The 24,381-nt window shown below is 43.3% G+C and carries 21 protein-coding genes and 1 tRNA gene; 3 read left to right on the top strand and 19 right to left on the bottom strand.

Features of this window, described 5'->3' with window-relative positions:
* Positions 1 to 103: 103 nt before the first annotated feature.
* From C5Z26_RS08255 to yycF, 4 genes are read right to left on the bottom strand one after another with little or no spacing between them, the layout of a single operon-like run.
* Entirely contained in the window at positions 104 to 967 is an 864-nt protein-coding gene (locus C5Z26_RS08255) for a two-component system regulatory protein YycI (protein ID WP_105449490.1), read from the bottom strand.
* Between the two features lie 13 nt (positions 968 to 980).
* On the bottom strand, positions 981 to 2,303 hold the full coding sequence (locus C5Z26_RS08250; protein ID WP_105449489.1) for a YycH family regulatory protein: 1,323 nt from the start codon (positions 2,301 to 2,303) through the stop codon (positions 981 to 983).
* Positions 2,284 to 4,158, bottom strand: a complete 1,875-nt coding sequence (gene walK, locus C5Z26_RS08245) for a cell wall metabolism sensor histidine kinase WalK (protein ID WP_105449488.1) — start codon at positions 4,156 to 4,158, stop codon at positions 2,284 to 2,286. Before walK ends, C5Z26_RS08250 begins: the two co-directional genes overlap by 20 nt.
* 13 nt (positions 4,159 to 4,171) lie before the next feature.
* Positions 4,172 to 4,879 (bottom strand): response regulator YycF, encoded by a 708-nt coding sequence (yycF, locus tag C5Z26_RS08240; protein WP_105449487.1) that lies wholly within the window; start codon positions 4,877 to 4,879, stop codon positions 4,172 to 4,174.
* A gap of 320 nt (positions 4,880 to 5,199) precedes the next feature.
* Here yycF and C5Z26_RS08235 point away from each other — a divergent pair.
* From C5Z26_RS08235 to pgmB, 3 genes are all read left to right on the top strand, one after another.
* A tRNA-Lys gene (locus C5Z26_RS08235) sits at positions 5,200 to 5,272 on the top strand.
* 240 nt (positions 5,273 to 5,512) lie between these two features.
* Complete coding sequence (locus C5Z26_RS08230; RefSeq protein WP_105449486.1) at positions 5,513 to 5,965, top strand: pyridoxamine 5'-phosphate oxidase family protein; 453 nt, start codon at positions 5,513 to 5,515, stop codon at positions 5,963 to 5,965.
* A 290-nt stretch (positions 5,966 to 6,255) separates the two neighbouring features.
* Positions 6,256 to 6,927, top strand: coding sequence for a beta-phosphoglucomutase (gene pgmB / locus C5Z26_RS08225; RefSeq protein ID WP_105449485.1), 672 nt, complete (start codon positions 6,256 to 6,258; stop codon positions 6,925 to 6,927).
* A gap of 78 nt (positions 6,928 to 7,005) precedes the next feature.
* Here pgmB and C5Z26_RS08220 read toward each other — a convergent pair whose 3' ends face one another.
* The 15 genes from C5Z26_RS08220 to gyrA all read right to left on the bottom strand — a co-directional run bounded on the left by C5Z26_RS08220 (position 7,006) and on the right by gyrA (position 24,269).
* Positions 7,006 to 7,773: a Cof-type HAD-IIB family hydrolase gene (locus C5Z26_RS08220; protein WP_105449484.1), complete on the bottom strand. Its 768-nt coding sequence runs from the start codon at positions 7,771 to 7,773 to the stop codon at positions 7,006 to 7,008.
* A 411-nt stretch (positions 7,774 to 8,184) separates the two neighbouring features.
* Positions 8,185 to 9,429: a glutamate-5-semialdehyde dehydrogenase gene (locus C5Z26_RS08215; RefSeq protein ID WP_105449483.1), complete on the bottom strand. Its 1,245-nt coding sequence runs from the start codon at positions 9,427 to 9,429 to the stop codon at positions 8,185 to 8,187.
* A 19-nt stretch (positions 9,430 to 9,448) separates the two neighbouring features.
* Positions 9,449 to 10,246, bottom strand: a complete 798-nt coding sequence (gene proB / locus C5Z26_RS08210) for a glutamate 5-kinase (protein WP_105449482.1) — start codon at positions 10,244 to 10,246, stop codon at positions 9,449 to 9,451.
* A gap of 45 nt (positions 10,247 to 10,291) precedes the next feature.
* Positions 10,292 to 11,491, bottom strand: coding sequence for an MDR family MFS transporter (locus tag C5Z26_RS08205; protein ID WP_234005661.1), 1,200 nt, complete (start codon positions 11,489 to 11,491; stop codon positions 10,292 to 10,294).
* Positions 11,492 to 11,641: 150 nt separating this feature from the next.
* Positions 11,642 to 13,072: a replicative DNA helicase gene (dnaB, locus tag C5Z26_RS08200; RefSeq protein ID WP_105449481.1), complete on the bottom strand. Its 1,431-nt coding sequence runs from the start codon at positions 13,070 to 13,072 to the stop codon at positions 11,642 to 11,644.
* A gap of 15 nt (positions 13,073 to 13,087) precedes the next feature.
* Positions 13,088 to 13,540, bottom strand: coding sequence for a 50S ribosomal protein L9 (gene rplI / locus C5Z26_RS08195; protein ID WP_105449480.1), 453 nt, complete (start codon positions 13,538 to 13,540; stop codon positions 13,088 to 13,090).
* Positions 13,541 to 13,552: 12 nt separating this feature from the next.
* Positions 13,553 to 15,565, bottom strand: coding sequence for a DHH family phosphoesterase (locus C5Z26_RS08190; RefSeq protein ID WP_105449479.1), 2,013 nt, complete (start codon positions 15,563 to 15,565; stop codon positions 13,553 to 13,555).
* Between the two features lie 169 nt (positions 15,566 to 15,734).
* The gene (locus C5Z26_RS08185) at positions 15,735 to 17,267 is read right to left on the bottom strand and encodes a cell surface protein (protein ID WP_105449478.1); all 1,533 of its coding nucleotides are present in this window, start codon (positions 17,265 to 17,267) and stop codon (positions 15,735 to 15,737) included.
* Entirely contained in the window at positions 17,254 to 17,649 is a 396-nt protein-coding gene (locus C5Z26_RS08180) for an LPXTG cell wall anchor domain-containing protein (protein ID WP_105449477.1), read from the bottom strand. Before C5Z26_RS08180 ends, C5Z26_RS08185 begins: the two co-directional genes overlap by 14 nt.
* Positions 17,650 to 17,684: 35 nt before the next feature.
* Positions 17,685 to 18,758: a WxLIP family cell surface protein gene (locus C5Z26_RS08175; RefSeq protein ID WP_105449476.1), complete on the bottom strand. Its 1,074-nt coding sequence runs from the start codon at positions 18,756 to 18,758 to the stop codon at positions 17,685 to 17,687.
* 86 nt (positions 18,759 to 18,844) lie between these two features.
* Positions 18,845 to 19,576 (bottom strand): WxL domain-containing protein, encoded by a 732-nt coding sequence (locus tag C5Z26_RS08170; RefSeq protein ID WP_105449475.1) that lies wholly within the window; start codon positions 19,574 to 19,576, stop codon positions 18,845 to 18,847.
* Between the two features lie 612 nt (positions 19,577 to 20,188).
* Complete coding sequence (rpsR, locus tag C5Z26_RS08165; RefSeq protein WP_105449474.1) at positions 20,189 to 20,425, bottom strand: 30S ribosomal protein S18; 237 nt, start codon at positions 20,423 to 20,425, stop codon at positions 20,189 to 20,191.
* A gap of 35 nt (positions 20,426 to 20,460) precedes the next feature.
* Entirely contained in the window at positions 20,461 to 21,072 is a 612-nt protein-coding gene (ssb, locus tag C5Z26_RS08160) for a single-stranded DNA-binding protein (protein ID WP_105449473.1), read from the bottom strand.
* A 40-nt stretch (positions 21,073 to 21,112) separates the two neighbouring features.
* A complete protein-coding gene (rpsF, locus tag C5Z26_RS08155; RefSeq protein WP_105449472.1) occupies positions 21,113 to 21,412 on the bottom strand; it encodes a 30S ribosomal protein S6 in 300 nt (99 codons plus the stop codon).
* A gap of 331 nt (positions 21,413 to 21,743) precedes the next feature.
* The gene (gene gyrA, locus C5Z26_RS08150; protein WP_370447989.1) at positions 21,744 to 24,269 is read right to left on the bottom strand and encodes a DNA gyrase subunit A; all 2,526 of its coding nucleotides are present in this window, start codon (positions 24,267 to 24,269) and stop codon (positions 21,744 to 21,746) included.
* Positions 24,270 to 24,381 lie beyond the last annotated feature (112 nt).

Below are 24,381 nucleotides of genomic sequence, written 5' to 3'. Positions count from 1 at the left end.
CTACCTTGTTATGATACACGCTTTTGCTGGGCTTGAAAAGTCAACGGGTACCACCGTCATAATAAAAAAAGTTTGGGTTCAAAACCCAAACTCCTAAAACAGGCTATTCGACGTTCCACACCATGCCAGCTGTCGTTTCACTGACTGCCGTACTGGTGGTCGCACTCGTATTGCTAGCCTTCATCGCTGCGCCAGTAAAAGCATTGATCCGATGCAAGCTAACATTGGAACTGTTCTTACTCCGCACCGCAAAAATCCAAGTTGGCACGTAAACACTACTATCTTTTAATTTTAATAGCCGTGAATAGCCTAACTTTCGCCAGACAATGCGCGAATTATTGGAGACTTGATTGTATTGATACAGCGCAACTAACGCCTTTTTCTCACTAATCGTCACCGCTTTTTCTCGTAACGTTTTCACGTTATTCACGTATGCTTGCGTATAACTTACTAACTGATTGTTCTTATTGACCAATAAATGTAACTGACCCGTGCCAGTTAAAATCTCGCCATCCGCCACTTTTTGGACGTAGACATAAGCCCCTTTAGACGATAACGACGCACTGTACACGTATTGTTTGCCATGAATAACATTGGTCGACTGATGCACAAACTGATCTAACGCCGCTTGCGGATGACTTTCATCCACGGTAACCGTGCTCCGTAGCGTGCTCGTTAACTTCCCATCACTTTGAAACCGCGTCACCTGACCGGTCAATTGACTGAGATGTTGCTTGAGCCCACTATCGTTACTCCCAGCAATATAATAACCAGTCCCTTGTTGCGCACTCGGATTACTAAAACTGATATTATCCTCGTGCATCTCGCGAATCACCATTGTGGTCGTATCACTGGCAGTTTTACTACTGGAATCACTTGAACTTGTCTGGACAAACATGTACACCAAGAAAATGTCTAACACGACAAATGCAACGACAAAAATCCACTCAATTCTTCGAAAATTCACTGTGGCCGCCCCCTTACGATCCGCTTAGCAGCGACGTATACGTCCGCCAAGCATTATTATAGTAGACGTAATACGTCGGGGTTAAGTCAATCACGAGCTTCGACGACTTATTTTGTGACCACTGATAGCCTAACTCGATCGAACCAATTTTATTTTCCTTATACCCCGCAGCCACTAACTGTTTTAACACACTGCTTGAACTTGGCAGTGTGACCGTTTGTTGCTTACTCGTAGTGGGCACTGGAACCTGTAGACTATATAACGAGAAGTAGTAGCGATCTAAGCCATTGGCGGTCATTTGAATCCGCACATCCCCGTTTTCTGTTTGATTAAAGATTGGGAAGCCTTCCACATAGCTGCGATAAATCACACTACTACTTGTCGTATCGTAACCATAATACCGAATGTTATCCATTGGCACCCCTAAAGTCGTCAATTGGTTATAACTTTTCTTTAATTGACTCGTAAACGAAAGATTGCGGGTATCCCCAGAATCACTATAATCTTCAAAATAAACGGTCCCTAATTGCTTATTCACCGTCATCCGTTTAAAAGAACCCGTGGTATATTCTTGACTGTCCTTATGATTATGCACTGAAACAGTTGAATTACCATCCGCATCCAACAAACGGTTCGCTAATTCACTCGCGGCTAATTTGTTCATTAAATAACTATAATGTTGCATTTTAACTGGCTGCGTATAATCCAAATAAGTCGCGCCATTCGTATAAGTCATCTTGACCGCAATCGTTGTCACCTTATCCGCCTGCAAGAACTGCTGGACCGACTTTAGTGACTTCTTTTTTAACCGGACACTATAGATTTGATGCTGATTATCATTCAACAGATACAAATGATTCGTATCATTGATTGGAATCACGATGCGGCTAAATTCTGACGACCGAAAATTTTTCAGTTGCTGATTAAAGGTCGTGTTAAACAGACTAACCGTCACACTATCTGGAAAGTTCAAGACGTACGAGTCTTGCCCATTTAGCAACGCCGCATAACTTTTAGCCGACGTGACACGCACTTTCGAGATACTACGTGCATCCCATTTACTGATTTGGGCTTTGAATTGTTCAACTAAACTAACACTTTTATTCAGCAGAAGTGTCTGCTTACCAGCCGCATCCGTGTGAATTAATTGCGTCGGTAAATAAATGTCATCAATCGTCCGTGTTAATGTGGAACCAGACGACGTGGTACTAACCTTATTTTCACGTTCATAGCGGGCCGGATTCGTCCAAATATACATGGATAAGCCCACACTGAGGACAATTAAGATTATGAGGATAATTGGTAATATTAGGCCTCTAAACTTGTGAGTCGTCATCCCAAAGGTCCTCCTCTTCATAAGGTTCATACGGCAATGAGATATAGAACGTTGACCCTTGGCCTTCGACACTATCTACCCAAATCCGACCACCGAGCATTTGAACGACTTCTTTCGAAATCGCCAAGCCCAGTCCAGTCCCACCTTGGGCCCGCGAACGAGCTTTATCAACCCGGAAGAACCGATCAAACACATGTCCCAAATCAGCACGGGGAATCCCTAAACCTTGGTCATTAATACTAATAATCACTTGGTTATGGGTTTCCAATAGCCGACAAGTCACGACCCCACCATCAGGCGAATACTTGATTGCATTATTCATAATATTATCCAATACTTGGGTAAACTTATCGGTATCAATCTCAACCCATAAGTCGCGCTTGGTGAATTCTCGCTTAATCGTGTAATACTTCGCTGGATTATCATCTTTTTTCAAAATCATATCAAAACGATTCAACACATAATTAAACAACTCGTTGATATTAACGAGTTCCATATCAACCCGGGTTGTACCTGAATCCATCCGTGACAAGCTTAACAGCTCATTAATCATCCGAATCATTCGATCTGTTTCTTCTTGGGTCACTTTTAAGAAACCTGGCGCAACCTCTGGATCTTTCCAAGCGCCATCGCTCAACGCTTCAATATAACTTCTTAGACTGGTCAACGGCGTCCGTAATTCATGTGACACGTTCGAGACGAATTGCTTCCGGTCATTATCAATCTTCTGTTGTTCCGTCACATCATGTAGCACACAGACTAGACCACTGATAAAGCCAGACTCGCGTTGAATTAATGAGAAATAAGCATTTAAAATTAAGTCGCGATCATTCGACGAGAAGTCTAACGTGAGTTCATCTTGATTTTCAATTAAATCTCGTAACGAATACGTCTCGCGAATCTGAAGCATGTCTAGAATTGAATTACCGATAGCTTTTTCTGCACTGACATCCACAAAGTCTGAGGCCGTTTCGTTAATAATCGTAATGTTCCCACGCCGATCTGTCGCAATCACCCCGTCGCTCATATGGGCTAAAACACTATCTAACCGACGCCGTTCGGCTTCTGTGGACTCTTGTGATTCTTCCACCCGAATGGATAAGTTATTAATGGCCCCAGCTAATTGGCCTAGTTCGTCATCACTATAGACGCGGACTTGCCCCGCATAATCGCCCCGTGCAATCCGTTGCGTCTGTTGTTTCATTTCTTCAATTGGCCGTGTAATTGCCCGCGCAATCACAATTGCAATCACTAATCCCAACGCCATCGCCACTAACGACGCCAACGCAAAAATACTCATAATTGAATTAATGGTATTGTAGACGGACTTCAAATTAGCCCGGACATACAAAACCCCGACTAATTGACTATTATTCCCGGTCGCATTCGAATTATATAAAGGGACAATTGAGATATAATATCGGCCGTTATTCTGAGTATCATAAGTATTTTTAGTATAGGATCGGTTATTATAGATGGCATTTTTGACATTACGATCCGTGGTTTTTTGACCGACAATCGTTTGATCGTTAACGTCATTCGTCCCTCGAATCGTCCCTTTACTGTCAATAATCCGAATTTCATCAATATTGGCATTGTTATAGTCCGACAAAATCGTTTTAATCTTGGCATTTGCTTTCGATGCACTGCCCGCCGATAGCTGTTCCGCTAACGAATTATCAACATACGTTGGAATTTGTACTTGCGTCTTAAATTGTCGCAAATTTTGCGTTTCTAATTGCCGGACAAAGATGGCGCCGACAATCTCTAACGTAATTAATAGTAGTAACGCGAAGACCAACGCAATTTTAAAATTAATTGATTTTAAAAAATTCTTTCGTTTAAATCTCAACACGACCTAACGACCTCTACTCATTTTCAGGATTGCGAAGATAGTACCCAACCCCCCGCCGGGTAACGAGCCATTTCGGATGACTTGGATTATCTTCGACTTTTTCTCGTAACCGCCGGACCGTGACATCAACCGTCCGCACATCACCAAAGTAGTCATAACCCCAAACAGTTTGTAGTAAATGTTCGCGGGTCATCACTTGACCAGTATGTTGCGCTAAGTAGTGTAATAATTCAAATTCACGGTGGGTAAGTTCAATGTTATCGCCTCGTTTAGAGACCATGTAAGCATCTGGATGAATCACTAAATCGCCAACTTCAATATCGGAATTAGCTTCTTCTTCAGCTGGTTGTGCCGCTGGTGCCCCCTGCCGACGCAGGTTTGCTTTAACTCGGGCCACTAATTCCCGATTAGAGAACGGCTTAGTCACATAATCATCGGCACCCAGTTCCAAGCCCAAGACTTTATCGAGCTCTGAATCCTTAGCCGTAACCATAATAATTGGCATATCATAGTTTTTCCGGACTTGGCGGGCTACTTCTAGGCCATCCATTTTAGGCAACATTAAATCCAAGAGAATCAGGTCTGGCTGGACTTCATCCACTTTTTGAATGGCTTCTTCGCCATCTGCGGCCACATGGACCTCATACCCTTCCTTGGTCAAATTAAACTTCATAATATCGGAAATCGGTTTTTCATCATCAACAACTAGAATCTTTTTCATACACAGCTTCCTCCTTAGGGGAAAATCAAGTTAAGTCAAATTTTTATTAAATCCATCGAATAATACAGCGCCGTAACGATCACGGCCTGCGTCAGGCAGGTTGAAGCACTCTTTCAACACTGTTTTAGTATATCACAAATACCCGGGGCTTTCTTTGAATGCTAACCCGCGTGATATCAGTATTTCCCGGGAAATATCTAGCGCCAAATCATGTTTTTTAGCCTAGTCGTTTTCAAGAAAATATCCATTTTTTGAAAAAAGTTTCAAAATAGTATTGTCAGATGGCCGAATTCATGATATTATATTTTTTGTTGAGTTATGGGCAGTTAGCTCAGCTGGCAGAGCAACGGACTCTTAATCCGTGGGTCCAGGGTTCGATCCCCTGACTGCCCATCCATAACCACTAATCAGTTTTCACGCCGTGATAATCCACCGTGAGAGCTGATTTTTTTGTGTCTTCAGCGATTTCATCTGGCCACCGCCTAGTGTGGCGCTGCGAACAATAGTCAGTCGGTACCACATTTTTTAGTTTAACTCTCAAAGTCAGCATTTTACCCAGAGCACATCAAATGACAATCACCCGCCCTTCCGGCATACTAGCACTAGCTAGTTTAAAAAAAGGAGGGGGTTAAAATGCAACATACAACCCGTCAGGCCGCCCTACAAATGATTCAGACAACACCGGTCTTTACCGTGGCGACAATTGATGCAACTGGCTTTCCAACGCTAGTCGCTTTAAGTCCATTACCCACGCATCGGACACTCGAACAGCTCTTTTTCTATACCAGCCGGCAAACCACGACGGCGCAAAACATTCAACATAATCGGCGGGCGACGCTATTTTGTTATCACCTGGCTGACTATGCGTCCTTAATGCTCAAAGGACACTTAACTCTCAGCAGTCCCGAGCAAATGGGCCCCACTTGGCAACCGGAACTCACTACCTTTCAGCAGCAGTTAGCCTATAAAGATCCCGTTATCTTACGCTTTCAAACCCAAACGATTAAAATTCGCCAAGCCATGACCATTGATCATCTCGAGCGGGTCGCCGACACTGCTGAATGGACCAGTCTCAACCCCAACTAACGCCCTCACGACCAATTAGGTCGGTGGGCTTTTTTTGATTCAACCACTATTACCGCAACCTGCCAAGAGTATTACAACTTTATTCCAAATTAATGAAAGCGTTGTCAACAGCAATGTAAGTCGGTATAATAACTTTGACCAATAGCGCTTACAAACACTGGACTCGTACTGAAAGCATTCATCTGGGTGTCACGGTGACACCCTCGAGTCAACTTGCGGCTAAAATGCACCATTTACAGGCCAATCAACCACTAACAGTGGCCGATGCCGAAAATTAGGAGGCTCTTACAATGGCAAAATTTTCTGATATTAAAGGCTTTGTTTTTGATTTAGATGGGGTGATTACAGATACTTCGATTTTTCATAGCCAGGCTTGGCATCAAGTGGCAGATCAAGTCGGGGTCAAGTGGGACGACCACTTGGCGGATGCTTTAAAAGGCATTAGTCGCATGGATTCATTAAATCTGATTTTAGCACATGACCAGCGTGAAAATGACTTTACCCCCACTGAAAAAACAGCGCTAGCAACGCAAAAAAATGAGAATTACTTAAAATTAGTCGCTCAAATGACGCCGGCTAATATTCTTCCTGGCATTAAACCATTTTTAGCAGATTTAAAGGCCCGTGGTTACTTACTATCACTAGCTTCGGCTTCAAAAAATTCACCACTCGTTTTAAAACACTTGGGCTTAGAAGCTTATTTCACGAAATCAATTGACCCCACGAGTTTAACGCATGGAAAACCTAATCCGGAAATTTTCCGTCGCGGGGCTGAAATTCTCAACTTGGATCCCCAACAATGCATTGGGGTCGAAGATGCCGCGGCCGGTGTACAATCAATTAACGGCGCCGGTGAGACTTCAATTGGGATTGGTGACGCAACCGTGCTCGCCGCAGCTGATATTAACTTTGCCACGACCGCTCAACTCACGTTAGCCAACATTAAAGCCGCCATGGCTTAACCAATCATCTAAAAAAGTGTTCGGGGATTGTCCCTGAACACTTTTTTAGATGATGCCAATATGCATCAACCCATAAGCTCAAATTAAGTCAAAATGTTGCAGCCCTTGTCTGATGCCATCATGCTCATTATCAGCGGTCACATAGCGTGCCAATCGTTTAACTTGTGGATTGCCATTGCCCATTGCGATGGGATACTGCACGCGGTGAAACATCTCAATATCATTTAAGTCATCACCAAACGCATACGTGGGCACCTGGGTTAGCTGCGCTTTCGTTAAGATATCATCAATCCCACTTGCTTTTGAAACACCCCACTGCATCGTATCTAACGCCCGTGGATTATTACGAACTAAGCTTAAGCGCCCGCGATACCGTTGCTGATATTGTCCAGCACCATGGGTATTAAAGACAAGCAAAAAGTTAATATGATGATTCCGATAATGATTTGGGCGAACTTGAACCGGTTGCTGTAAGAGCTGATAGTTATGAACCGTTAAGGCATCTTGATGACTTAGCACAAAACCGGCGTTGTTGTAGTAGGCCAAGGCTTCTTCACGCTGATTCGCAAAGTGCGTGATATCCGTTAATAAGTCTTTATCCAATTCATGTGCCGCTAAAAATTGACCTTGATACTGCACATAACTCCCATTAGCACTCACAATTGAATCAATGTGCATTTGGCGCATAATAGTCGCTACTTCAAACACATTACGCCCGGTCGCAATGACCGGTAAAATCTGATTGGCCCGCAACTGCTGAATCGCTTGCACGCTACTAGGCGCTACCGTTTTGTCAGCTTGCATTAAGGTCCCATCTAAATCAAAAAAAACTACTGCTTGATACATGCTAAATCCCCCCATAGAAAACCATCACCTTAAAGTTCATGTCTGCTTAAGTATAACGCGCTTGGCCGAAAAACACTGGTCTCAACTCAGTCAGAAAATACAAAAAAAGCCATGACCAATCAAGGAAGTCATGACCTCATTTTACGTCTTTAAGGATCGACGGGGATACTTCTTAATGACTAATCGCGGGGTGCTGATTAAGAAGTACACTTACAATATAGCGCTACTTGAACTTGGCAACTAGCACGTTATTGTAAAAAACATGTAAACTTCTTTACAATTCTCAATTACAGCCGCAATAACCGTTGTTTAATTTTGACTGACTAGTTAGCCAAGTCAACCATTAGAACGTCGCTAACCGGCTGTTAACGGCCAACCAGTCCCGTTTAAGATCTGGCGACGCCGCGTTTTTCAGGCCCGCGTCTGACCATTGCCATCAATCACATACTTATACGACGTTAATTCCGCCAAGCCCATTGGCCCGCGTGCGTGTAATTTTTGCGTTGAAATTCCGATTTCGGCCCCAAATCCAAATTCAAAACCATCCGTGAAGCGCGTCGAAGCATTAATATAAACACAGGCTGCATCCACCCGTTGCTGAAAAACTTTACCGGCTTGATAATCATCCGTCACAATGGCTTCGGAATGCTGTGTATTATAGTGATTGATATGCGTAATTGCGGCGGCTTCTGAATCAACCACCTTAATCGCAATGATTAAATCATTATATTCAGTACCCCAATCTGCCGGTGTTGCTGGTATAACATCTGGCACAATAGCTTGCGTCGCCGCATCACCACGAACTTCCACGTGATGTTGTCGCAGCGCCTTGATAATCGTTGGCAAGTAGTCCGCTGCCACGGCACGATGAATCAATAATTTTTCAGTTGCGTTGCAAACGGATGGTCGTTGGACTTTCCCGTTCACCACAATCGCCGTCGCCATTGGCAATTGTGCCGCTTGATCAACATACACATGACAATTGCCAGCGCCAGTTTCAATTACGGGCACCGTCGCTGTTGCTAGGACCGTTTGGATTAGCCGAGCACTCCCACGCGGAATCAATACATCCACGTAATCTGTCAGTTGCATAAAGGCTGCGGCTGTCTGATGCGATGTATCCTGAATCAATTGAATCGCATTCTGATCGACTGCCATTGTTGCCAAAACATCCCGCAGAATTGTCACTAAAGCCTGATTAGAATGCAAGGCTTCTTTACCCCCACGCAAGATGACGGCATTTCCTGTTTTAAAACATAATGCTGAGGCATCAATCGTCACATTCGGTCGGGCTTCAAAAATCATCCCAATAACCCCTAATGGCACCCGTTCCTTGGTTATCAGCAAACCAGCTGCATTTCGCCAACCACGATCAACCGTGCCAATCGGATCTGCTAAAGCGGCCACTTGTTCCAGGCCCGTTGCCATCGCAGTAATCCGCTCGGCGGTTAGGGTCAACCGATCAACAAATTTTGCTGGAATTTGCGGATTAGCTAAATCTTCAGCATTAGCCGCCAGAATTTCAGTTTGATGAGTCGTCAGCGCCGTTGCCATTGCCCGTAAAACTGCATTCTTTTTAGTCGTCGTTAATAATCCTAAGGTGTAACTTGCTGCTTGGGCTTGCGCCCCTAGTTGGTCTAAATTAACTGTTGCCATCTGCCGCTTCCTCCTCAATTCAACGCCCAAATAACGTTCCGAGCGGTTCGCCATCCAGTAAGTCAAAAATCACCGTTGGGTCCGCCCCATTTGCCAGAATCATTTGACCATCAGCCGCAATCATCCGTTCAGCTGCCTTTAACTTGGTCACCATACCACCCGTGCCAAAACGACTGCCACTACCACCGGCCAATGCATAAATTCGGTCATCAACTTGGGCGATGTGCGGTATCAGGTTAGTTGTCGGGTCCTTAGGATTACCATCATAGAAGCCATCAATATCTGATAACATGATCAACAAATCTGCCCCAATATTAGTCGCCACAATCGCTGATAATTGATCATTATCACCGAATTTAGTCTCATGATCTAATTCATCAACAGCAACCGTATCATTTTCATTCACAATCGGGACAACCTTTTCGGCTAGCAACGCTTCAAAAGTGTTCAAGACATTATGATGACTCGTTGGATAAACAAAAATATCGCGCGTTAATAACAACTGCCCAATTTTTTGCTCGTAAATTGCGAAACGTTCCTTATAAATCGCAATCAGTTCGGTTTGCCCGATTGCCGCAATTGCTTGTTGTTCTGGAATAGCCGTTGGACGTTTCGTGAGCCCCATATAATTGAGTCCGACCCCAATGGCCCCAGAAGAGACCAAGACAACTTCGCGGCCGCGATGCTGCATTGCACTAATGACAAATGCCAATTGATCAATTGCCCGCAGATTAATCGCGCCATCTGGGTAGACTAACGTACTCGTCCCAACTTTAATCACCACGCGATTAGCGCGGATTTTTCGTTTATCACTCACGATTTGGCACCCACCTCTACCTAATTTGTTTCACGTGAAACATTTTTATTTAACCGGACCATCCATGTAATTGACCGCTTTTTGGTGATTCGTCCGGACAACCACCATATTAATACCTAAGACTACCAGTAAAACGCCAAAAGCCAATAAAAACAAACTCTTATATGACCAATTATCAATAATCACGCCACCAAATAACGGTCCAAATGATCGACCCAAAGCACAAAATGCTTGTACGAGGCCTTGATAGCGCCCTTTTGACCGAACCGGTGATAGTTGACTGACGAGCGTTGGAATCGCCGGTGACCAGGTTGCTTCCCCAATCGTTAACAGAATCATGGCAAAGATAAAATGTGGGTAATCGTGAGCAATCACTAATGACAGGAAAGATAGGCCCACAAAAAACATTCCAAAGAAAAATTGATCATAAAGATTTTTAACCCGATTGCCCAACAAACTCAAGATACTTTGAATGACCACTAATAGCCCGGCATTGACCGTCCATAAAAAGCTATAATTTCTTAATGGCATGCCTAGATTCGTCATGTAGACGGATAAATTGCTGACCCATTGCTCGTATAATAGCCAAATAATAAATAAACTAATAAAAAATGTCCAAATAATCCGATAATTAGCCCGTGGTAACTGAATTGCCCGTGCTTGCCGGGGGTCCACTCCCGTGACATTTGAAGAATCAACATTGTACTTAAATAACGCAATCACTAGAAAAATCACGTAGAGCCCGGTGGTCATTGAAAACAACAATGCCATACCCAAACTATAGACAATCCCCACAAACATCGTGCCAAAAACCACCCCCAAGTTAGCTGCTAAATACATGAATGTAAATGTGCGCCGGATTTTTTCGCGGGGAACACTCGCAGCTAAGGCATTAAACATCGTATTCAGCCAACCGCTAGCAAAGCCAGTCACCACGAGTAGCACCGGATACCATGGCCAACTGTGATAAAAAATCAGCATCAAGTTAGCCGTACCATTCAAGATAATCCCCATTAATAGCAGATAGTACGGGTTACCACGATCAAAGACCCGCCCGCCAATCGTACTCGCTAACACATTCGCCACCGAATTGAGTAATAAAACAATCCCGGTTTCTGTCAGCGACTTTCCGAGTACATTATGCATATAAATGGTCGTTAACGGCCAAATAAAACTCATTCCGATATTATTCATAAACTGCCCAACAATTAACCATGGTATGCCAATGGTTTGTTTACGTGTCATATCCGCATCCCCATCCTTTTCAACACCTTAATCCCATCATAGCAAATTCAATCCAAAATAAAAATGCGGGTCAGCCAATTCGACGGTTCAACGTGTCAAATTTCGATAAAAAAAGAGTTCAGGGATTAACCCAAACTCAACTATGATAAGTTATGCTTGTTGTGGGTCTTGCGCATAGGAGACCGATGAAAACTTATTGAATGGTTTAACAAACAATAATTTCACGGTACCACGCGCCCCGGCCCGGTTCTTTTCAATGATAACTTCGACTTCGCCGACGTCTTCAGAGGCATCCTGTTCACGTGGATCACCACCGTTGAAGTTACCGCCTCCTCCGCCAAAATCACCGCCACTATCATCATCGTCGCCCTCACGATCGTAATAATCTTCCCGATACAAGAAAGCAACGATGTCAGCATCCTGTTCAATTGACCCAGATTCACGAATATCGGATAGTACCGGCCGTTTATCTTGCCGCTGCTCCACGCCCCGTGATAGCTGGGACAAGGCAATCACTGGCACGCCCAGTTCTTTAGCAAGCTTCTTCATTTGACGTGAGATTTCGGAAACTTCTTGTTGCCGACTTTCGTTGTTACCACCTTCGATTAGCTGTAAATAATCCACGACAATTAAGCCGAGGTTACCTTGTTCTTTTGCTAAGCGCCGACTTTTCGCCCGGATTTCAGACATTTTGATTCCCGGTGTATCATCAATATAAATGCTGGCTTTGGAGAGGCTCCCCATCGCCACCACCAAGTGTTCCCACTCTTCTTCATTCAATTGACCGGTACGCAAATGCCCAGCATCAATACTGCCTTCTGCACACAACATCCGGTTAACCAAGGATTCAGCGCCCATTTCCAAACTAAAAAGGGCCACGGTAGTATCCGTCTTAGTTGCAACGTTTTGCGCAATGTTTAATGCAAAGGCCGTTTTACCAACGGCTGGTCGCGCGGCTAAAATGATCAAGTTATCCGGTTGCAAGCCCGCAGTCATCTTATCTAATTCCGTAAAACCAGTTGGTAAACCGGTAATATCATCATCATTTTGATATAACCGATCAATCTCTTCAATTGACGAGTTTAGCACGTCTGAAATTGATTTAAACCCACTCTGATTACGCTGTTCCGAGACATTCATAATGTCTCGTTCGGCATCATCCAGTAAGGTGGTCACATCGTCATTTTCGGTATAAGCCTTAGTTGTGATGGCCGTGGCCGTCTTAATTAACCGCCGAACCGTGGCTTTTTGCGCAACAATTTTGGCATAATAACCCGCATTGGCTGCCGTTGGTACCGACCCAGCGAGCTCAGCGATATAACTCATCCCGCCAACATCATCTAATTGATTTTGCGCCGTCAATAAATCACTGACCGTCACTGCATCAATGGCTTCATCGCGGTCATTTAAAGTGACCATGCACGCAAAAATAATTTGATGGGCCCGGCGATAAAAGTCTGTGGCTTCCACGAATTCCATCGCTTCAACTAACGCATCACTATTTAAGAAAACGGCACCGAGGACCGCTTTTTCAGCTTCAATATTTTGTGGTGGTGTTTGATCTAACCCATCATTGTTCATGCGCAATCCATCCTTTTACTTTTCGACAACGTGGACGCGAATCTTCGCCGTTACTTCCGCGTGTAGTTTAACTGGCACATTCGTGTATCCTAACACGCGGATTGGTTCTGGTAATTCGATCTTACGTTTATCTAACTTAACTTGATATTGATCAGCCAAGGCCGTCGCAATTTGCTTGCTAGGAATTGACCCAAATAAGCGGCCATCAGTTCCAGCTTTAGCGGTTAATTCAACGACCGTTGCGTCAGATTCTAATTCAGTTTTTTTAACTTTGGCAGCGGCTAATTCTTCAGCCGCTCGACTAGCTTCGGATTTTTGTTCAGCTTTTAGGGTATTAACAGCCACTTTGGTCGCTTCTTTAGCTAACCCTTTTTTAATCAAAAAGTTTTGGGCATAACCAGCAGGAACCTCTTTGATTTGGCCCCGTTTACCTTTACCACGGACATCACTTAAAAAAATAACTTTCATCTGTGTTCACTCCTAATTAGATTCTGGATTTTCATCATCAGTTGCCGTTAGTAAGTCAATCAAAGTTTGTTTGGCTTCATCAACGGACTGGCCTTCAATTTGAGTAGCGGCATTCGACAAGTGACCGCCACCACCCAATTTTTCCATGTAAACTTGGACATTAATCTCACCTAAAGAACGCGCTGAAATGCCAACCCGACCATCTTCACGGCGCGTAATCACGAAGGAGGCATCAACCCCCGACATGGACAATAACGAATCAGCGGCTTGGGCAGCCGTGACCGGATCATACACTTGGTCATTTTCGCCGACGCATAACGCCATGTCCTGATTAACAAATTCAACGGATTCAATTAAATGATTACGCTGCAAATAACTATCGACATTTTCCTTCATGAACTGTTGGACTAATAAGCTATCCGCACCAGCCGACCGTAAGTAACTGGCCGCATCAAAGGTCCGCGATCCAGAACGCAGTGAGAAGGACTTCGTATCAATGACAATCCCAGTCAACATCGCCGTGGCTTCAATCTTATTAATCGCTTCCGCATCATGCGACTGATATTCAAACATTTCGGTAATCAGCTCACACGTTGATGAGGCATACGGTTCAATATAAACCAAAACTGGGTTTTCAGGAAATTCTTCGCCTCGACGATGATGATCAATAATCATCACACGGTTTTCTAACCGTTCATAGAGCGGTTGTGACATTGAAATGCTTGGCTTCGAATGATCGACCATCACTAATAAACTTTGATCAGTGGCCTTCTCAAGCGCCTCAGCTGGTGAAATAATAGACGCTTCAATCGTCTCATCCGACCGTAATTGATCTAACAGCCGTTGAATATCTGAATGTAGATTTTGTTCATCTAAAACAATCCAGCATTGTTTGCCGTTCATCTCCGCAATCCGCCGAATCCCTAAACAGGCGCCCACTGCATCCATATCCGGTTGATGGTGGCCCTGCACAAAGACTTGATCCGATTGATTCATCAATTCTTGGAGCGTCTGACTAATCATCCGCGCCCGCACCCGGGTCCGTTTTTCCATCGGATTAGTCTTCCCACCATAGAAACGGGCGGGTTCATCTTCCGCTCGAACCACGACTTGATCGCCACCCCGACCCAGCGCTAAGTCCATATTACTTTGCGCTAAATCGGCCAAGTTATTCATATTACGTTCGCCATACGCAATCCCTATACTCAACGTTAAGGGGAAGTTTTGCTTCGAAGTTGACTCACGAATCCGGTCTAAAATCCGAAACTTATTTTCCTCCACCCGCCGTAAACTATTGGCATAGCCTAGTAAGAAAAAGTGGTCATCATCTAATCGTTTCAAATACATGCCAAACGTTTGCGTCCATTTGGACAATTCGTTGGTCACATAATTGTTTAAATTAGAAATATCCGTATCGGCCATTGACTGTGTAATCTCATCATAGTTATCCAAAAAGATCTGTCCAATGACTAACTTCTCATCTTCAAATTGATTGGCTAACTCGGCATATTTAGTGACGTCCATCATATATAACGTATTGGTACTCTGTTGCACGCGTAAATCAAATTGATAGTCCTGCCACCGAATCGTCGCCGGTTCATCCTGGTGGGCACTAACCGCCGCCGCTAGTTCTTTATCGAGATCAACTAGCCGGTAGCCTAAGACGTCTTGTTGCCCAAAATAACGTTGCAGGTATGGATTAACCCATTCGATTGTTTGGTCCGCATTAAAAATCATGACGCCAATCGGCATTTGAATCAAGGCTTCTTGTTCGCCACGCTTAATACGATAGGATAAATCTGATATATATTCATTAGCACTCGAACTTAGTTCAATCAACGTGTTGTAAGACAGAATGCCGGCCATAATAATTAAGACCAAGATAATGGTGCCAAAAATCCAGTTCACTAAAAAACCAGTCACTAACGTAATCAGCGATAGGCCCAAAATGACAAACGACAACAGGCGTAGCGGTTGATTTTGTAAGAAAAATGGAATGTTTTCGCGCGAAAAAATTTTTTTCATTTGAAATTCCCTCAAGAGTTCTCAGTAATAGTTATATTCTATCACAAACCGCGCTTTCATTTTAGTTTCAGCTTAAACGACCGACCTGATTGCTTATCCAGATAGCACAAAACGGAATTCATCATTATCAATGAATTCCGTTCGTTAGGACCAAAACCAGCCTATCGTGCTAGTCGGTCGGTGTATCTTGTAAACTCCAATTAACTTGACCGGTATAATCTCCTGCATAAACACCAGGGAAAACATCTAAGAAGATGCCTTTAGAACTATCCCAACTACTCGTTACCTTGGTGTCAGTGGTGCCGGCAACTTTAGTCCCCGACCCCACTAACGTACTCGTATTGGTTAAATTCTGTTGATTAGTCCCATCTTTATAAATCAAATTGCCTTTTAACGTGTGTGCCGCCGTGCCAGTGCCCGTTGTTAATGGTGTCGCCGTCGCATAGACATACCATTTCGACCCAGTCGCTCGTGCATCCGCCACGTTAATATCAAAGTTACTGGTTGGGCTAATCACCGTCTCTTTACTTGGTACCGTGGTCGAGCCAAAGCCAACATCCGCTGATAACGTTCCAAAAGTCAGTGTTGTCGGTTCTTTAATTAATGACACCGCCACTTTATCAGAAACGTCAGCACCATTCTTTGCGTAGATGTTAACAGTTGTACTACCATTTTCAGCTAAGGCTTGAATGGTCGCTGCTAAACCCGTTTCGTCCGCAGTAAACGTTGCTGTCCCACCAGAACCACTTTTGACAGTGATGCCAGCCTGCTTCACAATCCAACTAATCATATCACTGTCAGACTTGCCTTTTAATGCCACCACATCATCCGCATCTAAATTCAAGCTGGTTTTATCAGCTGCAATCGTTAAATCTTTGGTCACATCCGCGCTAGCCGTCCCAGCATCACCAACACTATTTTTTTCAGTCACCGTCACTTTGCTCTTACCAGCCAACGTTGTGCCTAAATTCAGGGTATAGGTCTTATCACTACCAACCGTCGTTGTAACACCGTTAACATCACTACTAATAACGTCGCCAGCAGTGGTCCCTTTACCTGTAATCGTGGTTGAGTTAGTCGTTAAGGTGCTCGTAATCGTTGGATTAGCATCCGCTGGCCAAGCCTTGTACTCATCAATTTTAGCTAAACCAATAGCACCAGCATCCTTAGCCGCATTATTAGTTGGGAACTTTAAAGCAATGTACATTGGCACGGTACCGGCCCACTTACCCCAAGTAAAATCAATTTTTTGAGTATCTGAAGCATCCATACTAAAGCTGCTAACCTGATCTGCCTGACCAAGTCCAGTTCCTTTATGACCTAAATCAGCAAAAATATCACGGGTATTAGCATCGGTACCCAAAATATTACCACTAGTATCCATAATTTCGGCATAAACACTGTTAAATCCACCAGTACCAATCCCAAAAGTCCCACGATAAGTGACTTGTAATTCAGTTGTTCGATTGGTGATTTGTCCATCAATTGTATTATTAGCTGTAACTGACTTAACTTCTGGCCACGAAGTGATACTAAAAGCAGTCCCATAACTATGCAGCACTTTATTGACACCGTTATCGAAACTAGCTGTCACATCAACAAACGTATCAGCCGCTTGTCCAACAACTCGGCCACCAAAGGCGATACTAATCAGTATGATTAATCCTAAACTTAATTGCCAAAATGTTTTACGTTTTCCCATGATCATTCACCCGTTGTTTTGCATCCGCTAATCCCCGTCGACTTAATCGGCCTAATACTAACCCCATTAATATTAAGAACCCGATTATCAGCGCCAAAATAGAGCTGCTTTCATTGGTCTGTGGCAATTGGTACGCCTTGATTTTTTCAACTAGCATCGCCGCTGTCAGTGGTGGCGCTTTGACAAGCTTGGTCTTAACCACATATGGTGTTTGACCATCTGGAATATCAATCTTATCAGCATACGCCATCGCTGTCGTTTTAGTCTGATAAAAACTAATATTAACGTCCATGCTACCATTAATCGTTGCTGCACTCACTGGTATAACACTAATAAACCCTAACCCGAAACCAATTAGTAGACTTAATATGAGCCGTTTCATCACGATCACCCTCCCCCAGCAGTTGATGGTCTTTGTTAGTCGTCTGAATCCTTTTGACGCCGTTTTTTAATGATGAAGTAAATGATTAAACCGATAATTAAAATAATAATTAACATTGCTAAGGCACCTAATCCAATTAACCACCAGATGTTAATACCCGAATTATCGACCGCTTTTTTGTTGTACGTTTTAGCGTCTTTTTGAGAAATTGTAAAATCTTGATTGAAAGTCCACGTGTAATCAGTATTCTTAACCACCATCTTAATATGATACTTACCAGCTTGTAATTCCGTCTTACCTAAAAGTAAGGGGTAACGGAACGTTGAGTTAGGCGCCATTTGGACACCCGTCTTCTTCGCCGTTTTGACCGTTTTACCGGTCTGCTTGTCGGTAATCGTCGACTTAATCGTTAAGTTTGGAATAATGACTGCGGTTGGATTTTGTAAATAAGGAAAGATCCCTTTATGATAATTTTCTAGTCCGGCTTTGACCTTAGTTAACTTCATATTCGGCGTCACTGCCTTACCCACGGTATACTTCATCCCGATGACATATGAATATTCGTTCTTAATATTCATAGACCCTTTGACCGAACCGGTTACCTTATCGTCAATCCGTTTGAAATACCAACCACCTAGAATCACACCATTAAAGTTCCCGCTAGGCATCGTGACTTGCGCCGTCACAACTTTTGACCCATTGGCTGGAACCGTTACCGTTTTGGTGTTTAGTTTCGTAATGTTACTCATCTTGTACTCTAATGACTGGTCATAAGTCTTCGTCGTATTGATATATTCGATTAGGCCATTGCTATTGGTATAGGCCGTGTGAATGGCCGTTGCAATCTTCAATTCTTTATTTGACGAATTGTACAAGACGGCTTTTAATGTCTGTGTTTGTCTCATCGTCATTTTCAAGTCAAAGAACGAATTCTTTTTATTGATTTGATTTTTAGGGATTTCAGCTGCCACACTATAGCCAATATTATTACTAGCCGATGAGCTACTACTACTGCTATTAGCGGCTTGCGCATTTTGACTAGCGACACCGCCCCAAACGGCCCCCACCGTTACTAACATTAATAACCAACGTTTCATAAATTTATTCATATGCTTACTCCCTCTTCAACCTAATTATGTAAGAAAAGATGGTCACTGTTTGCACAATGACCATCTTATTTTGTGCGTTTTTGTTTTTAGCTAGCTGGTGTGTCAGTTAATGACCAGTTAACAGTCGTTGAGTAAGCTTCGGCTTTAGCCGTGTTAGCTGGTACGGTTAATTTGATGTTTGTTGGGTCTAATTGATCAACAGTAACCCCAGCACCACCATCTTTAGCGGCAGTTAAGACATTCGTGGCCGTCCCTAAGGCATTCGTAACTGCAACTGATTTAGCATCATTGGTTGCAGTCCCAGAGTTCGTAACATCCCCGGTTGGTAAAGCTAAGGTGCCACCTTCAATGGTATCACCACTCGTTGATTTTAGGGCTGAACCAGAAACTTGTAATGACCAGCCGTTGTTAGTCCCACGGGTATCTGAAACTTCAATGACAGCTTTGTTACCCCATAAAGCACTTGTATCCGCATTGGTCTTTGTATCGTCAGCATTTGTGTAGTTAGCAGCGTAAGTATTTGAATTCAAAACATCGATGGCATGTGAGCCGAAGTCTAATTTATTTGTGACATAGATAAGTGATAAGCCGCTACCACCCTCATTACCAGTGTTAGACCCGTTATTACCATCACCGCCAGTACTTGGTGTATCAGGATCAGTTGGATCAACTGGTGTTACATCAGTATTCCCAGCCGTAAATGTTGCGGTAACGTTTGTTGAACCATCACGGTTTTCAGCGGCATTTGCGACCGTTGGTAATGCGACTGATACTAAAAGTGCCCCAGATAATAGTAAACTTCCGATAATTTTTTTCATAATTGCGATATCCCCTTTTGTTTATATGTTATTGATAGTTTACCATAGTCACTATTAACCTTGCTAACGTTAACATGGGTTTTGCACTGATTCGTAACTAAAGTTAGTGACGCCATTTTTACGTATTACATTCAGTAATACTGATAAATTGCACTCATCACGCCACTTCAACTAGTTCCCATAGTTGATAACCATTATAAATGCCACTAAACAAGGTGTTACACCGCGATAATCACCACTTTAAGCTATCCAACTTATTGCTGATATGTACACGTTTTTCATTGTAAGGGAATTTAAATGAATATAATAAATGCTTATTACCAATTTTGCCGTCACTTAAGAAAATTAAGTGACGGCAAAATTGGTATGGGTCTAATATTTTGTTTTGGATTAAAAATTATCAATAATTAGATAAACAAGTATTAATACTTGCCGCGATTCAGCTCCAATCAAGTTAGTTTGAGTCGAACTTATCGCTATTTACTAACTGTTCAAATGAAAATTGGTATGGACGAACCTTTTGTCAAAAACAACCAATATCTAGCCGATTAAAGGGCATTTTTTGCAAAAAAAAGACCATAGCTGGTTAGCCATGGTCTAGTATGAGCTGAATTATTCTTCAGAAACGAATGGTAATAAGCCCATAATCCGAGCCCGTTTGATAGCAATAGTCAAAGAACGTTGGTTCTTTGCACTAGTCCCACTTACCCGACGAGGTAAAATCTTGCCTCGTTCTGAAACGAAACGACGTAATAAGTCAGTATCTTTATAATCGATGTATTCGATGTGGTTAGCGGCGATGAAGTCGACTTTACGACGACGACGGCCACCTCTTCTTTGTTGTGCCATTGGTATTTCCCTCCTCGATATCTGCAGCTAGTCTGCTAGAATGGTAAATCATCATCCGAAATATCAATTTGATCCCCATTGTTGGCAAATGGATCAGCTTGGTTTTCATTAGACCCACTAGTTGGGGCGCTATTGTTACCAGCCGTCCCATTGGTGTTAGAAGCACCACTAGGATTACCATTACCAAAAGGATTATTGTTAGTCGTTGATGATTGTTGAGGAGCTGCGTTTTGGTCCTGACGATTATACCCACTATTATTGTTGTTATAACTAGCATTGCTGCCGTTATTACTACCACCATTAGCAGCCTGATGACGTTCAGACTCTGCTCGTGATTCTAATAATGAGAAGTTGTCAACGACCACTTCTGTAACATAAACGCGTTGTCCCTGTTGGTTTTCATAATTCCGGGTTTGAATCCGGCCATCAATCCCAACCAGCGACCCTTTATGAGTAAAGTTCGCAAAATTTTCAGCAGCTTTACGCCAGATGACGCAATTGATGAAATCAGCTTCACGTTCCCCATTTTGATTAGTAAAACTCCGGTTAACAGCCAGCGTGAACGTTGCCACGGCAGCGCCACCAGAAGTGTATCGTAATTCGGGATCTCTTGTTAGTCGGCCAACAAGAACTGTACGGTTAATCATAGACAGAAGTGCTCCTCTCGTAATTTATTTCAAATTTAATTTAATCTTCGCGACGAACGATCATGTGACGTAAAATGTCATCATTGATCTTTGAAAGACGATCAAATTCGTTCAATGCGGCATCATCAGTCGTTTTAACGTTAACGATATGATAAGTACCTTCATTGTAACCGCCGATTTCGTATGCGAAACGACGCTTTGACCAATCTTTTGAATCAATTACTTCGGCACCGTTATCAGTTAAGATTTTGTCGAAACGATCAACTAAAGCTGTTTTAGCAGCATCATCAATGTCTGGACGAACGATGTAAGTAATTTCATATTTCTTTGATTCACTCATGAAATTTGCACCTCCTTATGGACTTCAGGCCCTTTCTTTTGAAAGAGCAAGGAAAGTAATCTAAATCATTGTTAGATACTCACGAATTATAAGTATAGCATCTAAATTAATCTGTTGCAAGGTTGGAACGGCCGACGAAACAAAAAATCCCGATGCACGATACACTTATCAATTACGTTTATTGCCCGGGAAATACTTTTTTATTGCTGAATTTTAAAATTTGGTCCTTGCTAAAGCTACGACGAAGGCTATTAAAGTAACGATAGCCCTCGTATATCTGCCCACAAAAAAGGACTAGCAACGTTCACTAGCCCTTCTCGTTTCAGCTAAATCATTCTGAATCAGCAGGATTATCAGCCTCAGTTGCTGGCGTTTCAGTTGGTGTTACGTCAACTGAATCACTAGCAGGTGCGTCAATCGCTGCATCCGCTGGTTGATCATCAGCGGTAGTATCAGTATCTTCAATGACAGCTGGTTCTGGATCAACCTTCGCCATTGTCGCTACTTTACCGCCGTCATCTAAGCGAATCAAACGAACCCCTAAGGTTGCCCGACCAGTCTGTGAGACCGTCGCAATATTAAAGCGAATCATGACCCCATGATCGGTCATCACCATAATATCTTCAGTCCCTTCAACAGTCGTTAAACCGGCTAAGGGACCATTCTTTTCGGTCACGTTGGCCGTCTTAATCCCTTTACCACCACGTCCCTTAATAGGGTAATCAAGTGCTGGCGTCTGCTTACCATAACCCTTTTCGGTAATGATAAAGACCTTGCTGTCAGGTTTAAGGATGTCGAAGCCAATGACAAAATCATCGTCACGTAAACGAATCCCACGCACCCCAGCAGCTGTCCGGCCCATTGAGCGAACCGTCGTTTCATCAAAACTAACCGCGTACCCGGCATGGGTCCCAATAATCACGTTCTGATGACCATCAGTAATCGTAACCCCAATCAATTCATCGTCATCTTTCAACGTAATCGCTTTTAGCCCATTACTCCGAATATTGGCGAATTCTTGTACTGGCGTCCGCTTGACGACCCCTTTAACGGTTGTGAAGAACAAGAACTGTTCACTCTCACTGGCGTCGCCGGAAACGTTGACCACAGCTTGGATCTTTTCACCAGAGTTAACTCCCAGTAAATTAATCACCGGAATTCCCTTGGCCGTTCGACCATACTCAGGAATCTCGTAAGCCTTCATCCGGTAAACTTTCCCCGCATTCGTGAAGAATAACAAGACGTCATGGGTGGAAGTTGTTAAGAGATGCTCGATAAAGTCATCATCATGGACATCCATCCCTTGAATACCACGACCACCACGATGCTGTGACTTGAATTCAGTGGTTGGAAGGCGTTTAACGTAACCATTATGCGTTAACGTTACGGCGACTTCTTCTTCTTCAATCAAGTCTTCATCTTCAAGGCTCAAGACTTCCCCAATCATGAGTTCAGTCCGTCGTTCATCACCAAATTTACGTTGAATTTCAAGTAATTCTTCGTAAATAATTTGATTAATGCGTTCTTTGCTAGCCAAAATGGCTTTGTAGTCCGCAATCGACTTAACCAAGTCTTGATATTCATTCTCAATCTTTTCGCGTTCCAAACCAGTTAATCGTACCAGCCGCATATCTAGAATGGCTTGTGCCTGTTTATCTGACAAGCCATAGTTATCCATCAACTGGTTCTTAGCAATTTCACTCGTTTGTGATTGTCGAATAATGGCAATAATTTCATCAATATGATCTAACGCAATTCGTAACCCTTCCAAGATATGAGCCCGTGCTTGGGCTTTCTTCAAATCAAATTGGGTCCGCCGCCGAATCACATCTTCTTGATGTTCCAAATAATAGATTAAGATTTGCTTCAAACTCAGGACTTTAGGCGCCCCTTTAACGATGGCTAACATGTTAAACCCAAAGTTAGTCTGCATCAAAGTCATCTTGTACAAGTTATTTAAAACGACGGACGCACTGACATCCCGCCGAATATCAATCACCATCCGCATCCCTTCACGGTCACTTTCATCGTTGATATCAGTGATACCTTCGATTTCTTTGTCCCGTGCTAAGCCGGCAATCCGTTCGATTAACTTGGCTTTATTCACCATGTAAGGTAATTCATTAACAATAATGCGTTCCTTACCGTTCTTTTGTTCTTGAATATCCACTTTGGCGCGAATAATAATATTCCCGCGACCCGTTTCATAAGCTTTTCGAATCCCGGATTTACCCATCACAATCCCACCAGTTGGGAAATCTGGACCGGGGACCGCTTCCATCAAGTCGGCTGTCGTTACATCTGGATTATCCATCAACATATGAATTGCTGAAATAACTTCCGTTAAGTTATGCGGTGGAATATTGGTCGTCATCCCGACCGCAATCCCAGTTGCGCCGTTTACTAATAAGTTCGGAAAACGGGCCGGCAAAACTTCTGGTTCTCGTTCAGTATCATCATAGTTAGGTTGCCATCTAACCGTGTCTTTATTAATATCACGGAGCATTTCAACAGCAATCTTACTCATCCGGGCTTCGGTATACCGCATGGCCGCGGCGCTATCGCCATCGACTGACCCGAAGTTCCCATGACCATCAACTAGCATGTACCGATAGCTAAAGTCTTGGGCCATCCGCACCATTGATTCATAAATGGCAGAGTCACCATGGGGATGATATTTCCCCATGACATCGCCGACAATTCTGGCTGATTTTTTATATGGTTTTTCAGGGGTGACGCCTAATTCACTCATCCCGTAAAGGATTCGCCGGTGAACGGGTTTTAGACCGTCTCGTACATCGGGTAAAGCCCGCGCCACAATAACACTCATGGCATAGCTCAAAAACGACGTTCGCATCGTTTTGGACAGATTCACATCGGTTATCCGATTTGGTAATTCTGCTTCAGCCAAATCTTTCATCCTCCTTCATCTACGCTTGCCAATTATTTCCCGGGCAATTAACGGTTCG

It is taken from the genome of Lactobacillus sp. CBA3606, assembly GCF_002970935.1.
Lineage (GTDB): Bacteria > Bacillota > Bacilli > Lactobacillales > Lactobacillaceae > Lactiplantibacillus.
This window is presented reverse-complemented; position numbering and strand designations above follow the sequence as displayed.

Excerpts from the sequence above, each read along its gene's own strand:
- C5Z26_RS08250 (WP_105449489.1), bottom strand. The coding sequence starts at position 2,303 with ATGACGACTCACAAGTTTAGAGGCCTAATATTACCAATTATCCTCATA.
- C5Z26_RS08215 (WP_105449483.1), bottom strand. The coding sequence starts at position 9,429 with ATGGCAACAGTTAATTTAGACCAACTAGGGGCGCAAGCCCAAGCAGCA.
- C5Z26_RS08170 (WP_105449475.1), bottom strand. The coding sequence starts at position 19,576 with ATGAAAAAAATTATCGGAAGTTTACTATTATCTGGGGCACTTTTAGTA.
- ssb (WP_105449473.1), bottom strand. The coding sequence starts at position 21,072 with ATGATTAACCGTACAGTTCTTGTTGGCCGACTAACAAGAGATCCCGAA.
- yycF (WP_105449487.1), bottom strand. The coding sequence starts at position 4,879 with ATGAAAAAGATTCTAGTTGTTGATGATGAAAAACCGATTTCCGATATT.
- rplI (WP_105449480.1), bottom strand. The coding sequence starts at position 13,540 with ATGAAAGTTATTTTTTTAAGTGATGTCCGTGGTAAAGGTAAACGGGGC.
- gyrA (WP_370447989.1), bottom strand. The coding sequence starts at position 24,269 with ATGCGAACGTCGTTTTTGAGCTATGCCATGAGTGTTATTGTGGCGCGG.
- pgmB (WP_105449485.1), top strand. The coding sequence starts at position 6,256 with ATGGCAAAATTTTCTGATATTAAAGGCTTTGTTTTTGATTTAGATGGG.
- dnaB (WP_105449481.1), bottom strand. The coding sequence starts at position 13,072 with ATGAACAATGATGGGTTAGATCAAACACCACCACAAAATATTGAAGCT.
- C5Z26_RS08230 (WP_105449486.1), top strand. The coding sequence starts at position 5,513 with ATGCAACATACAACCCGTCAGGCCGCCCTACAAATGATTCAGACAACA.
- rpsR (WP_105449474.1), bottom strand. The coding sequence starts at position 20,425 with ATGGCACAACAAAGAAGAGGTGGCCGTCGTCGTCGTAAAGTCGACTTC.
- C5Z26_RS08175 (WP_105449476.1), bottom strand. The coding sequence starts at position 18,758 with ATGAATAAATTTATGAAACGTTGGTTATTAATGTTAGTAACGGTGGGG.
- C5Z26_RS08220 (WP_105449484.1), bottom strand. The coding sequence starts at position 7,773 with ATGTATCAAGCAGTAGTTTTTTTTGATTTAGATGGGACCTTAATGCAA.
- rpsF (WP_105449472.1), bottom strand. The coding sequence starts at position 21,412 with ATGAGTGAATCAAAGAAATATGAAATTACTTACATCGTTCGTCCAGAC.
- C5Z26_RS08180 (WP_105449477.1), bottom strand. The coding sequence starts at position 17,649 with ATGAAACGGCTCATATTAAGTCTACTAATTGGTTTCGGGTTAGGGTTT.
- C5Z26_RS08190 (WP_105449479.1), bottom strand. The coding sequence starts at position 15,565 with ATGAAAAAAATTTTTTCGCGCGAAAACATTCCATTTTTCTTACAAAAT.
- C5Z26_RS08185 (WP_105449478.1), bottom strand. The coding sequence starts at position 17,267 with ATGGGAAAACGTAAAACATTTTGGCAATTAAGTTTAGGATTAATCATA.
- C5Z26_RS08205 (WP_234005661.1), bottom strand. The coding sequence starts at position 11,491 with ATGACACGTAAACAAACCATTGGCATACCATGGTTAATTGTTGGGCAG.